11 protein-coding genes and 1 pseudogene are annotated in these 12,434 nt (G+C 54.5%); 7 read left to right on the top strand and 5 right to left on the bottom strand.

The features are described 5' to 3' along the window. Positions 1 to 572: 572 nt before the first annotated feature. Positions 573 to 1,810 (bottom strand): annotated as a pseudogene (locus QOT07_RS20000) (MFS transporter). Positions 1,811 to 1,992: 182 nt separating this feature from the next. On the opposite strand from QOT07_RS20000, the gene QOT07_RS19995 reads away from it, so the two are divergent. From QOT07_RS19995 to QOT07_RS19985, 3 genes are read left to right on the top strand one after another with little or no spacing between them, the layout of a single operon-like run. Further along, on the top strand, positions 1,993 to 2,322 hold the full coding sequence (locus tag QOT07_RS19995; RefSeq protein ID WP_165366331.1) for a YqcC family protein: 330 nt from the start codon (positions 1,993 to 1,995) through the stop codon (positions 2,320 to 2,322). Continuing rightward, positions 2,322 to 3,092 carry a tRNA pseudouridine(65) synthase TruC gene (truC, locus tag QOT07_RS19990; RefSeq protein WP_129937862.1) on the top strand — a complete coding sequence of 257 codons (771 nt, stop codon included), beginning with the start codon at positions 2,322 to 2,324 and terminating at the stop codon, positions 3,090 to 3,092. Before QOT07_RS19995 ends, truC begins: the two co-directional genes overlap by 1 nt. A 33-nt stretch (positions 3,093 to 3,125) precedes the next feature. Further along, positions 3,126 to 3,575 carry a flavodoxin gene (locus tag QOT07_RS19985; RefSeq protein ID WP_176980358.1) on the top strand — a complete coding sequence of 150 codons (450 nt, stop codon included), beginning with the start codon at positions 3,126 to 3,128 and terminating at the stop codon, positions 3,573 to 3,575. A 159-nt stretch (positions 3,576 to 3,734) separates the two neighbouring features. On the opposite strand, the gene QOT07_RS19980 is transcribed toward QOT07_RS19985, so the two are convergent. The 4 genes from QOT07_RS19980 to map form a co-directional block, all read right to left on the bottom strand. After that, positions 3,735 to 4,124 (bottom strand): DUF3461 family protein, encoded by a 390-nt coding sequence (locus QOT07_RS19980; RefSeq protein ID WP_006318690.1) that lies wholly within the window; start codon positions 4,122 to 4,124, stop codon positions 3,735 to 3,737. A 129-nt stretch (positions 4,125 to 4,253) separates the two neighbouring features. Continuing rightward, complete coding sequence (gene dapD, locus QOT07_RS19975) at positions 4,254 to 5,078, bottom strand: 2,3,4,5-tetrahydropyridine-2,6-dicarboxylate N-succinyltransferase (protein WP_085118544.1); 825 nt, start codon at positions 5,076 to 5,078, stop codon at positions 4,254 to 4,256. Positions 5,079 to 5,121: 43 nt separating this feature from the next. After that, the gene (gene glnD, locus QOT07_RS19970; protein ID WP_283603800.1) at positions 5,122 to 7,800 is read right to left on the bottom strand and encodes a bifunctional uridylyltransferase/uridylyl-removing protein GlnD; all 2,679 of its coding nucleotides are present in this window, start codon (positions 7,798 to 7,800) and stop codon (positions 5,122 to 5,124) included. 74 nt (positions 7,801 to 7,874) lie between these two features. Then, positions 7,875 to 8,669: a type I methionyl aminopeptidase gene (map, locus tag QOT07_RS19965; RefSeq protein WP_085118540.1), complete on the bottom strand. Its 795-nt coding sequence runs from the start codon at positions 8,667 to 8,669 to the stop codon at positions 7,875 to 7,877. Positions 8,670 to 9,025: 356 nt separating this feature from the next. On the opposite strand from map, the gene rpsB reads away from it, so the two are divergent. The 4 genes from rpsB (at position 9,026) to frr (ending at position 12,285) form a co-directional block, all read left to right on the top strand. Continuing rightward, a complete protein-coding gene (gene rpsB / locus QOT07_RS19960; RefSeq protein WP_020828365.1) occupies positions 9,026 to 9,751 on the top strand; it encodes a 30S ribosomal protein S2 in 726 nt (241 codons plus the stop codon). A 127-nt stretch (positions 9,752 to 9,878) separates the two neighbouring features. Continuing rightward, positions 9,879 to 10,730, top strand: coding sequence for a translation elongation factor Ts (gene tsf / locus QOT07_RS19955; RefSeq protein ID WP_085118538.1), 852 nt, complete (start codon positions 9,879 to 9,881; stop codon positions 10,728 to 10,730). 148 nt (positions 10,731 to 10,878) lie between these two features. Next, a complete protein-coding gene (gene pyrH / locus QOT07_RS19950) occupies positions 10,879 to 11,604 on the top strand; it encodes a UMP kinase (protein ID WP_085118537.1) in 726 nt (241 codons plus the stop codon). A gap of 123 nt (positions 11,605 to 11,727) precedes the next feature. After that, positions 11,728 to 12,285: a ribosome recycling factor gene (frr, locus tag QOT07_RS19945; RefSeq protein ID WP_085118535.1), complete on the top strand. Its 558-nt coding sequence runs from the start codon at positions 11,728 to 11,730 to the stop codon at positions 12,283 to 12,285. Positions 12,286 to 12,434: the final 149 nt, after the last annotated feature.

Here is a 12,434-nt window from a genome sequence, read left to right as displayed (position 1 = left end):
GAGAGATCGCTTTTAATTTTCCCCTCTCATTGGCTTGCATGGGGTTTATTGTTATCCAGATCAATTGGTTAGATTTTCTTTAGGATAACTCTTAGCGTTAATTTCCTGTCAGCCAGCCAGTAAGCCCTTGTGAACCCGGGATAATTAAGCGATCTTATGTTCACCGGAAGGGATACGGTGGAGCTGGAAAGCATCAGGATGATGCAGCTTCAGGATGAAGAAGTGGATGCGCTCAGTGAAGAGCGGAGGACGGCGTCAGGAGATGCCAGGATGTTTCAGGATTGAAACCAGGGACACCTCCAGGATGGAGATTGAGAGCCGGCACAGGATGGTTGGCGGGTCATGAAGACTGAGGAACCGCGTCAGGATGATGCTACAGGATAGAGCCAGGATGGTTTTGGTCAGGATGGCCGCAGGAAAAGTTTTCAAGGATTGAGCAGGGAGCACACTGTGTAGCGGGACTGCTATAAAACGAACCGAGGGCACTGTTAGCGCAGTGCCCTCAACTTTTTATACAAGGTCAAGTTTTAAGCATCCAGGATGCTTACCCCTGCTCAAATTCATCTCAATTGTTAACCAATCGCCCCCAGCGTATCGCCATTGCCCTGCTTTTTCGGCAGCAGGAACAGCGTGGCGTAGATATCCAGCAGATAAATAGCTGCCAGCAGGCTGATAGCCGCAGTGAAGGAAACCTGAGTCACCAGGGCGCCGATCACCAATGGCCCCAGCCCGCCGACGCCACGCCCCAGATTAAACAGGATGTTTTGCGCAGTGGCGCGTGCCTGAACCGGATAGGTATCGGAAATCAACGCGCCGTAGCCACCAATCATGCCGTTCACGAACAACCCCATCAGCGCGCCGGCAAACAGCATCAGCGTGGGGTCGCTAAGTTGTGCATAGACAACCACCATCACCACCCACCGATCTGATAGCAGATAAAAATCTTCCAGCGGGTGAAGCGATCGGCCAACACGCCAAACAGCCAGATACCGAACGTCATGCCGATCACCGTGACCGCAGTCCACAGACCTGACTTGGTCAGGGAGAAACCGAAGTTTTTTGCCAGGTAAGTCGGCATCCAAATCATCAGCCCGTAATAACCGAAGTTCTGCACCGAGCACAAAATAAAAATGCCGATGCTGGCCTTGCTGGTGGCCCGGTCTTTGAACAGTAGCCTTACGCGTTGGGTGAACGACAGTTGCTGGCCGCTGTTTTGCTGGCGGACAAACTCTTCTGGCTCACCCAGGGTGCGGCGGATCAGGAATGACACCAGCGCCGGCAGCAGCCCGACCAGGAACATGCCACGCCAGCCGATATGCGTCAGCAGCAGTGGGGTGAGGAAGGCGGCCGCCAGCACGCCAAGTTGCCAGCCCATGCCCACATAGGCCGAGGCGCGATTGCGTTTCTCCGCCGGCCAGGCCTCGGCGATCAGCGCCATGCCGATACCAAATTCACCACCGAGCCCGATGCCCGCCAGTGTGCGGTAGGCGAGCAAATCCCAGTAGCCCTGTGCCAACGCGCACAGACCGGTAAACAATGAGAACATCAGGATAGTGATGGTCAGCACCCGGATACGACCAAAGCGATCGCTGAGGTGGCCGAAAATCACGCCGCCCAGTACGGCACCGATCAACGTCCAGGTGACCAGTGAACCGGCGGCGGAGGAGCTTAGCCCCATTTCAATACTGATGGCTGGCAGCATAAAGCCGAGGATCAGCAGGTCAAAGCCGTCCATGGCGTAGCCGGTGACCGAAGCCAGCATGGCTTTGCCAGGCGTGGCGTGATTTTTCGTCGGTGTGATTGCGGGCATCTGTCTAATCTGTGTGGTTTATTCGGTGAACTATTGTGCCGTGTGGCCGTGCCGGCCACCAGTTCAAATGTATCCATGCCATCAATTCAGCTGGATTTGGGCTATAAAAAGTAAAATGCTATGCTTTGCCGCCTTTCAGCCGTGCCGCTGAATATCATGGTTTAAACAGATCGGGAATGCAGATGAGTATACAAAATCAGGTTCGCCATAGTTTGCAGGCGATTGAACAGTCAATGCGAGAGTTGGCGCTGTGGCAAGCTATGCCGCCCGAGCCTGAAGCCTTCGCCAGCCCCGAGCCGTTTTGCATAGACAGCATGTCGGCCGAAGCCTGGCTACAGTGGGTCTTTCTGCCTCGCATGTACGCGTTGCTGGATGCGGGAGCGCCGCTGCCGACGCGTTTTGCTATCACGCCTTACTTTGAAGAGGCGTTGAAAGATAATGATCCCAACTGCATGCCGCTGTTGGTGCTGTTGCAGCGCCTGGATCAAATGCTGAATAAAGAGCCGCAATAATGCTTGAGATTCTTTATCAGGATGAGCATTTGGTGGCGGTGAACAAACCTTCTGGGTGGTTGGTACACCGCAGTTGGCTGGATCGTCATGAAACCCAGTTTGTGATGCAGACCGTGCGCGATCAAATTGGCCAGCACGTATATACCGTGCACCGCCTCGATAGACCGACCTCCGGGGTGCTGTTGATGGCGCTGTCCAGCGAGGTGGCACGGCTGCTGTCGCAGCAGTTTGAACAGCATCAGATGCAGAAAACCTACCATGCAGTGGTGCGTGGTTACGTGCTGGAAGGCGCTACCATCGACTATCCGTTGACGGAAGAGCTGGACAAGATCGCCGACAAGTTTGCTTCGAAGGACAAAGGTCCACAGCCGGCAGTCACTCATTATCGACCGTTGGCACAGGTTGAGATGCCGGTGGCGATTGGCCGTTATGACAGTGCGCGCTACAGCCTGGTTGAACTGAAGCCGGAAAATGGCCGCAAGCACCAGTTACGCCGCCATATGGTACATATCCGCCATCCGATCATTGGCGACAGTAAACACGGCGATCTGAACCAGAACCGGGGTATGGCCCAGCATTTTGGCTGCCCGCGCCTGATGCTGCACGCCAGTCACCTGCAACTGAATCATCCGGTAACCGGTGAGCCGCTGCATCTTTCCGCGCGCTGGGATGAACGCTGGCAGGGCGTCATGTCACAGTTTGGCTGGACAGAGAGTATCCCTGAGCTTGCCAGGGTTGAGTTTCCACCGGCTTGCGGTCAGGATAACTGATCATTTTCAAAGGTATTGAAGGGAGTAGGGGCAATGGCTCAGGTTGGAATCTTCGTGGGAACGGTCTACGGCAACGCATTATTGGTGGCGGAAGAAGCTGAAACTATCCTCAGCGAGCAGGGCCATGAGGTCAAACTGTTTGAAGAGGGTACGCTTGAGGCCTGGCAGTTTTACCGCCAGCACCATGCGCTGGTGATCACCTCAACTACGGGCCAGGGCGATTTGCCGGACAGCATTGCGCCGCTGTTCCACGCCATCCGTGACCAGGTTGGCTACCAACCTGAGCTGCGCTATGGATTGATCGCGCTGGGTGACAGTAGCTATGACAATTTCTGCGGTGCCGGGCGTGCGTTTGATGCACTGTTGCAGGAGCAGGGTGCCACCCGCGTGGGTGAGGTGCTGGAAATCGATGCGATGGAACAGCCGGAGCCGGAAGTGGTTTCTTGCCCATGGGTCGAGAAATGGGGCACGTTGCTGAAATAGATTTACCCGTCGCCTTTCAAGTTGCAGCGTTGTTAGCTGCACTTGCACACCCCAGTTACTTACTTAAGTAAGCGCCTGGGGATGAGCAAGTTGGCTGCCTAGCTGCAACTCGAAATTCATAGGGTGAAAATGAAGTAGTAGATCCAGTTCGCTGAACCCTTATTTACCGCGGGTCAGTTTTTCCAGATCGGATTCGATCTCGGCAATCTTGTGGGAGACCACGCCTTCCAGATGACGCAGGTCATCAAGAATTTTGCGCTTCAGATCCACTTCCACCTGATCGCGCTGGCATAGCTGATCCAGCTCATCAATGACGTAACGCAGATTCGGGTTAATTTCGTGGATTTCTTTGTAACCCTGGCCGGCATTGTCCGCCACCACCGTTTTGCGTTGGCGCGGATATTTGAATTTCACGCTCTTGGCAAAGAACTCGCCTTTATCCTTGCGGAAATAAATCTTAAGAATGTCGTTATTGGCCTCCTGACGCAGGCTATAGCGATCGACATCTTCCGGTTGATTGATTCCTAAGCTTTTCAGGTTGTCATACATAATAGCGCCACCTTATAAATAGACTATATTCCACGGTCTGGGATTATGGCGAATAACCGCGCCAGAGACTGTGACTGCTCACGTAATGAAGATAAAAAAATGGCGGGTAATTAACCCGCCATGTCTATTTTAGTCGATGGTGCGTAATAACTCATTAATGCCGACTTTACCGCGCGTCTTGGCATCGACTTTCTTGACGATGACTGCGCAATACAGGCTGTAAGAGCCATCTTTGGACGGCAGGTTACCGGAAACCACCACCGAACCGGCCGGCACGCGGCCGTAGTGCACTTCGCCGGTTTCACGGTCGTAAATGCGGGTGCTCTGGCCCAGGTATACACCCATGGAGATCACTGAACCTTCTTCCACGATCACGCCTTCAACCACTTCTGAACGTGCGCCGATAAAGCAGTTGTCTTCAATGATGGTCGGGTTGGCCTGCAGTGGCTCCAGTACGCCACCGATGCCGACGCCGCCGGACAGGTGAACGTTTTTACCGATCTGCGCACAAGAGCCGACGGTGGCCCAGGTATCCACCATGCTGCCTTCGTCAACGTAGGCACCGATGTTCACATAGGATGGCATCAGCACGGTATTGCGGGCGATGAACGCACCCTGGCGTACGGTGGCTGGTGGCACTACGCGGAAGCCTTCCTTCTGGAAGCGCGCTTCGTCGTAATCAGCGAACTTCATCGGCACCTTGTCGTAATAACGGGTTTCGGCACCGTCCATCACTTTGTTGTCATTGATGCGGAAAGAAAGCAGCACGGCCTTTTTCAGCCACTGATGCGTTACCCACTGACCGTCAATTTTCTCGGCAACGCGCAGGGCGCCGCTGTCCAGCAGGCCGATCACCTGGTTTACCGCTTCGCGCGTTACGGTGTCTGCGTTCGCCGGGGTGATTTCCGCACGGCGTTCGAAGGCGTTTTCAATAACGTTCTGTAATTGCTGCATGCTGTTCTCTGTCCTGATGTTGTCTACGAAAAGGTTACTTGTATCACATTTTATCGTTTGGATTGAGGGCCTCTGTCAACCGTTGTTCCAACTTTCTGCGCGTTTCCGGGTTAAGGGCGCGTCGATCGCTGTCGGCCAGAATAAATAAATCCTCAACCCGCTCGCCGATAGTGGAGATGCGTGCGCCATGCAGCGACAGGTCCAGATCGGCGAACACTTCACCCACCCGGGCCAGCAGGCCAGGTTGGTCAAGTGCGGTCAGTTCCAGATAGCTACGGCGGTCGGTATGGGTCGGCAGGAAGCTGACTTCGGTCGGCACGCTGAAATGGCGCAGCTTGGAAGACGGCCTGCGCACGCGCGGCGGCTGATACTCCCGTTGGGTAATGGCCTGCACCAGCGCGTGGCGGATCGCCGTGTGACGATCCTGAGCCAGCGGGCTGCCGTCCGGTTCCAGCACGATAAAGGTGTCCATCGCCATGCCGTCGCGGTTAGTGAAGATCTGCGCGTCATGTACGCTCAGGTTGCGGCGATCCATCTCGCCGGCGACGGCGGCAAACAGGTACGGGCGGTCCGGGCTCCAGATGAAAATTTCGGTGCCACCGCGCGTTGCCTGTCGGCTGACCAGCACCAACGGTTTGGTGGAGTCATGGGCCAGCAAATGACGGGCGTGCCAGGCCAGCTGATTGGGTGAATGGCGCAGGAAGTAATCGGCGCGGCAGCAGCTCCAGATGCGGTGCAACGCTTCCTCGTCGATATTGTCCATGCGCAGTAGTGCCAACGCCTGCAGGCGATGATGACGCACGCGTTCGCGCAGGTCCGGGCTATTTTGCATGCCGCGGCGCAGCTGTTTTTCGGTGGCGAAGTACAGTTCACGCAACAGGCTCTGCTTCCAACTGTTCCACAAGGTTTCGTTGGTGGCGCAGATATCTGCCACCGTCAGGCAGACCAGATAACGCAGGCGGGTCTCGCTCTGCACTTCGGCACTGAATTGCTGAATAACGGTCGGATCCTGAATATCGCGGCGTTGGGCGGTCACCGACATCAGCAGATGACAGCGCACCAGCCAGGCGACCAGTTGGGCTTCGCGGGAGTTCAAGCCATGCAGTGCTGCGAACTCCAGTGCATCTTCTGCGCCGAGGATCGAGTGGTCTCCACCGCGCCCTTTGGCGATATCGTGGAACAGGGCGGCCAGCAGCAGCAGTTCCGGATTCGGCAGGCGGGGATACAGCTCGACACACAGTGGATGACGCGGTCGCGTTTCGGCATCGGCAAAGCTTTCCAGCTTCTGCAGGACGCGAACGGTGTGTTCGTCGACGGTGTAGGCATGGAACAGGTCGAACTGCATTTGCCCGACGATCTTGCCCCACTGTGGCATATAGGCCCACAGTACGCTGTGGCGATGCATCGGCACCAATGCCCGAGAGACCGCGCCTGGGTGGCGCAGAATGGCCATAAACAGCTCGCGTGCTTCCGGAATAGTGCACAGCGGCTGCTTCAGATGGCGACGGGCGTGGCGCAGTTGGCGCACGGTAGTGGAATAAATACCTTTGATTTCACGGTTGCGGACCATCAGGTAGAACATCCGCATGATGGCTTCGGGCTGACGGATGAACAGCGTCTCGTCACGCAGATCAATCAAATCACCGCGCAATTGGAAATCATCGTTCAACGGCCGCGGTTTTTCCGTGGCATCCAATGCCAGAATGGCCTCGTCGAACAACTGCAGCAGCATGTGATTCAATTCACCGACGCGGCGCGTCATGCGATAAAAATCCTTCATCATGCGTTCAACCGGTTCGTTGCCTTCCCCCTCATAACGCAGCAACTGTGCCACGTTGAGCTGGCGATCGAACAGCAGGCGGTTGTCGTAGCGTGGTAACACCAGGTGCAGTGCGAAACGGATACGCCACAGGAAGCTCTGGCATTCGTTCAGTTCGTTGCGTTCAGCCTGGGTGAGAAAGCCGAAACCGACCATTTCGTCCAGCGAGGTAGCGCCAAAATGACGACGCGCCACCCACAGCAGCGTGTGAATATCGCGCAGGCCGCCGGGGCTGCTCTTGATATCCGGCTCCAGGTTGTAGCTGGTGCCGTGGTATCGCTGATGGCGTTCCTGTTGCTCAACCACCTTGGCGTGGAAAAATTGCGGCGAGGGCCAGAAACCATCGCTGAAAATATGCTTTTGCATTTGCAGGAACAGCGCGACATCGCCGCAGATCATCCGCGACTCAATCAGGTTGGTGGCGACGGTCAGGTCCGCCAGGCCTTCCAGCAGGCATTCTTCCAACGTTCGCACGCTGTGGCCCACCTCCAGCTTCAGATCCCACAGCAGGGTGATAAATTCCCCCACGCGTTGGGATTGTTGTTCATTCAGGCGGCGCTGGCTGAGCACCAGCACGTCAATGTCCGAGAGCGGGTGTAGCTCGCCACGGCCATAGCCACCGACGGCAACCAGCGCGGTTTCCGGGATATCCTCAAAGCCATGGTAGATCCACAGACGGCGCAGCAGGCGGTCGATAAAGTCGCTGCGGGCGGCCACCAGGCTTTCGGCGCTGGAGCCGGCGTTGAATGCCGCCGCCAGCCACAGCTGGAACTGTTCAAGGCGCTGTTTTAGCGCGATGCAGTTGATCTCCTCATCGCCATAGGCGTTGGGATATTCAGGCTGCTCCGGCACGGCCTGTTGCACAATGACCGAGGTGTCTTGTTGGCGAAAGTTTTCAGACATAATACGCAGCCCATAAAAAAGGCCGGCAAAAGCCGGCCTGTGACATCATGCATCGCGGCAAAACGCCGCGGCGCTTACATCTCGTGCGTAATGATGTTGGGGATACGTTCATCCTTGCGCAACGTCATTATCTCGCAGCCGTTATCTGTGACCACAATAGTATGCTCATACTGCGCCGACAAGCTGCGATCCTTAGTTTTTACCGTCCAGCCATCTTTCATGGTGCGGATGCGGTAATCACCGGCATTGACCATCGGCTCGATGGTGAAGGCCATACCGGCTTGCAACACCACGCCACCGTCGTCAGCGTCATAGTGCAGTACCTGTGGTTCCTCGTGGAACACTTCGCCAATGCCGTGGCCGCAGTACTCGCGCACCACCGAAAAATTCTCGGCTTCGACGAATTTCTGGATCTCTTTACCCAGGGTCCGCAGACGGATGCCCGGCTTCACCATTTTCAGTGACAGATACAGGCTTTCCTGAGTGATGCGGCACAGGCGCTCGCCCAGAATGGTCGGTTTGCCGGCGATGAACATTTTAGAGGTATCGCCGTGGAAACCGTCTTTGATCACGGTGACGTCGATATTAACGATGTCGCCGTCTTTCAGGACTTTGTCATCGCTTGGGATGCCGTGGCATACCACTTCGTTCACCGAGATACACACGGATTTCGGGAAGCCGTGGTAGCCCAGACAGGCAGAAATGGCCTGCTGCTGGTTAGTAATGTGATCGTGACAGATACGATCCAGTTCGCCGGTCGTTACGCCAGGTTTGACGTGCGGCTCAATGATTTCCAGCACTTCGGCAGCCAATCGGCCGGCCACGCGCATTTTTTGGATGTCATCAGGTGTTTTAATTGAAATTGCCATGAAATTCGTCCGCAGGTGTCGTGCTCGCCGACAACAGAAAGAAATAAGAAGCAGTCTCTTATGGTATCAGCCCGGCCTGAGGCTGCCAAATTTGATTTCTCGCCGGACTTTGGTTGGTAACAAAAGTTGGTGTCGGGGGCGGGTTTATGGTATAAAGCGCGCCGGCAGATCCGCTCTTCGTCCTTGTGATAATGACGGAAAAAGCCGAAAATACTTTAACTGCACTCACTTTGTGTAAATAACACACACGTATCGGCACATCCGCCGGGGTGCCCTGAGGTGATTTATCACCGCCAGGGTCGGCGTTATGGGATACGTGGAGGCATAACCCCAACTAACTCTATAGAGGTTTAATCATGGCAACTGTTTCCATGCGCGACATGCTCCAGGCCGGTGTACACTTTGGTCACCAAACCCGTTACTGGAACCCGAAAATGAAGCCTTTCATCTTCGGCGCACGTAACAAGGTTCACATCATCAACCTGGAAAAAACTGTACCAATGGCCAACGCAGCACTGGCTGAACTGACCAAGATCTCTTCCCGTAAAGGTAAGATCCTGTTCGTTGGTACTAAGCGCGCAGCAAGCGAAGCGGTAAAAGAATATGCTAACACCTGCGACCAGTTCTTCGTGAACCATCGCTGGTTGGGCGGCATGCTGACTAACTGGAAAACCGTTCGTCAGTCAATCAAGCGTTTGAAAGATCTGGAAATCCAGTCTCAAGATGGCACCTTTGACAAGCTGACCAAGAAAGAGGCGCTGATGCGTACTCGCGAACTGGCCAAGCTGGAAAACTCCCTGGGTGGTATCAAGGACATGGGTGGTCTGCCTGACGCACTGTTCGTCATCGATGCTGATCACGAACACATCGCGATCAAAGAAGCCAACAACCTGGGTATCCCGGTATTCTCTATCGTTGATACCAACTCCGATCCAGACGGCGTTGACTTCATCATCCCTGGTAACGACGATGCAATCCGTGCAATCAAATTGTACCTGACTGCCGTTGCTGCCGCCGTCCGTGAAGGTCGTTCTCAAGATCTGGCCGTTCAAGCGGAAGAAAGCTTCGTAGAAGCTGAATAATAAGGCAAGCTCGTCACTGAGCCCTTATTAACCAGGTATTGAATATGTTGGTTAGGGGGGCCTTTATAGGCCCCCTTTGCTTATCTGAATGAGACTGTCTCCACGCGAGATAACCGAGGAAAAAGAAATGGCTGATATTACCGCTGCTCTGGTAAAAGAACTGCGTGAGCGTACTGGCGCTGGCATGATGGATTGTAAAAAAGCTCTGGTTGAGTCTAACGGCGACATCGAGCTGGCAATCGAAAACATGCGTAAATCTGGTGCGATCAAAGCGGCGAAAAAAGCAGGCAACGTAGCTGCTGACGGCGTGATCAAAACCAAGATTGAAGGCAACTACGGTCTGATTCTGGAAGTTAACTGCCAGACTGACTTCGTAGCTAAAGATGCTGGTTTCCAGGCATTCGCTGACAAAGTGCTGGATGCTGCTTTTGCCGGCAAAATCACTGATGTTGAAGTGTTGAAAGCACAGTTCGAAGAAGAACGTGTAGCGCTGGTTGCGAAAATCGGTGAGAACATCAACATCCGTCGCGTTGCTTCCCTGGAAGGCGAAGTGTTGGGTAGCTACCTGCACGGTGCGCGTATCGGCGTTCTGATCGCCGCTACAGGCGCTAGCGAAGAGCTGGTTAAGCAAATTGCCATGCACGTTGCGGCAAGCAAGCCTGAATTCGTTAAGCCTGAAGATGTGTCTGCTGAAGTGGTAGAAAAAGAGTACCAGGTTCAGTTGGACATCGCCATGCAGTCTGGCAAGCCGAAAGAAATCGCAGAGAAAATGGTTGAAGGCCGCATGAAGAAATTCACCGGCGAAGTTTCTCTGACCGGTCAGCCTTTCGTTATCGAACCAAGCAAAACCGTTGGCCAGGTGCTGAAAGAGCATAACGCTGACGTGGTTAACTTCATCCGCTTCGAAGTGGGCGAAGGCATCGCTAAAGTTGAGAACGACTTTGCTGCTGAAGTTGCAGCAATGAGCAAGCAGTCTTAATGACTGTTAATGGAGCCGCCGTCTGGCGGTTCCATTTTATCCAGCCAGAATTACACCGGTGGCAAGCCCTGTGGCATGATACACAGCACAGGCGCGTTTCATCGGCTGAAATCCCCAATACTAATACTGCTTCTTAGGACAGATCACCATGGCAACCAATGCAAAACCCGTATATCAGCGTATTCTGCTTAAACTGAGTGGCGAAGCCCTGCAAGGCGCAGAAGGTTTTGGTATCGACGCTAGCGTTTTGGATCGCATGGCTCAGGAAGTGAAAGAGCTGGTCGAACTGGGAATTCAGGTCGGTGTAGTTATTGGCGGCGGTAACCTGTTCCGCGGCGCGGGCCTGGCACAAGCCGGCATGAACCGCGTAGTGGGCGACCACATGGGAATGCTGGCTACCGTGATGAACGGACTGGCTATGCGTGATGCACTGCACCGTGCCTATGTGAACGCCCGCCTGATGTCGGCAATTCCGTTGAACGGCGTGTGCGACAACTACAGCTGGGCCGAGGCGATCAGCCTGCTGCGCAATAACCGCGTAGTGATCTTTGCCGCCGGTACCGGCAATCCGTTCTTCACCACCGATTCTGCTGCGTGCCTGCGCGGGATCGAGATCGAAGCGGATGTGGTATTGAAAGCAACTAAAGTGGATGGTGTATACTCCGCTGACCCGGTTAAAAATCCGGATGCCACACTGTACGAACATATTACCTATCAGGACGTGCTGGAGCGCGAGCTGAAAGTGATGGACCTGGCGGCATTTACGCTGGCCCGCGATCACGGTCTGCCAATCCGCGTATTCAACATGAACAAGCCAGGTGCACTGCGCCGGGTGGTAATGGGTGAAAACGAAGGCACGCTGATCGGCAAATAAAGCTGTTCTGCCAAATTTAGCGGGAGCGGGCAACGCCAGACGTCGCGTGCTCTCCTTGAGTAAAATTCACGGGCTATACTGTGGTATGGCCTGCCAAGTATCCAGCTTTCAAGGGTTCGCAACGTGATTAATGAAATTAGAAAAGATGCTGATTCACGCATGGAAAAAAGCGTAGAAGCATTCAAAACCCAAATCAGCAAAATTCGTACCGGCCGTGCTTCTCCAAGCATCCTGGACGGCATTATGGTTGAGTACTACGGTTCCGCCACGCCACTGCGTCAATTGGCCAGCGTGACCGTTGAAGACTCCCGCACCCTGGCAATCAACCTGTTTGATCGCTCCCTGGGTTCAGCGGTAGAAAAAGCCATCATGTCCTCAGACCTCGGCCTGAATCCAAGTTCAGCCGGCAGCGTGATCCGTGTTCCACTGCCTCCGCTGACTGAAGAACGTCGTAAAGATTTGATCAAAGTGGTGCGTAACGAAGCAGAGCAGGGCCGTGTGGCGGTTCGTAACGTGCGCCGTGATGCCAACGACAAAGTTAAAGCGCTGCTGAAAGACAAAGAAATCAGCGAAGATGAAGATCGTCGTTCACAGGACGACGTTCAGAAACTGACCGATGCCTATATAAAACTTCTGGATGCCGCTCTGGCGGATAAAGAAAAAGAGCTGATGGATTTCTAATCAGCATCGCGCAGAAAAAAAGCGTCGCCTGGGCGGCGCTTTGTTTTTTGTGGCGCAGATCCCGTTTCATCGTACTGATTGATCATGGACAAGCGGTGGCCAAGGTTACACACTGGAACACCTCCGATCTCATCAGACAGTTATTCAGA

The organism is Serratia proteamaculans (assembly GCF_949794035.1).
Taxonomy (GTDB): domain Bacteria; phylum Pseudomonadota; class Gammaproteobacteria; order Enterobacterales; family Enterobacteriaceae; genus Serratia; species Serratia proteamaculans.
This window is presented reverse-complemented; position numbering and strand designations above follow the sequence as displayed.

Excerpts from the sequence above, each read along its gene's own strand:
- QOT07_RS19995 (WP_165366331.1), top strand. The coding sequence starts at position 1,993 with ATGAGTATACAAAATCAGGTTCGCCATAGTTTGCAGGCGATTGAACAG.
- truC (WP_129937862.1), top strand. The coding sequence starts at position 2,322 with ATGCTTGAGATTCTTTATCAGGATGAGCATTTGGTGGCGGTGAACAAA.
- QOT07_RS19985 (WP_176980358.1), top strand. The coding sequence starts at position 3,126 with ATGGCTCAGGTTGGAATCTTCGTGGGAACGGTCTACGGCAACGCATTA.
- QOT07_RS19980 (WP_006318690.1), bottom strand. The coding sequence starts at position 4,124 with ATGTATGACAACCTGAAAAGCTTAGGAATCAATCAACCGGAAGATGTC.
- dapD (WP_085118544.1), bottom strand. The coding sequence starts at position 5,078 with ATGCAGCAATTACAGAACGTTATTGAAAACGCCTTCGAACGCCGTGCG.
- glnD (WP_283603800.1), bottom strand. The coding sequence starts at position 7,800 with ATGTCTGAAAACTTTCGCCAACAAGACACCTCGGTCATTGTGCAACAG.
- map (WP_085118540.1), bottom strand. The coding sequence starts at position 8,669 with ATGGCAATTTCAATTAAAACACCTGATGACATCCAAAAAATGCGCGTG.
- rpsB (WP_020828365.1), top strand. The coding sequence starts at position 9,026 with ATGGCAACTGTTTCCATGCGCGACATGCTCCAGGCCGGTGTACACTTT.
- tsf (WP_085118538.1), top strand. The coding sequence starts at position 9,879 with ATGGCTGATATTACCGCTGCTCTGGTAAAAGAACTGCGTGAGCGTACT.
- pyrH (WP_085118537.1), top strand. The coding sequence starts at position 10,879 with ATGGCAACCAATGCAAAACCCGTATATCAGCGTATTCTGCTTAAACTG.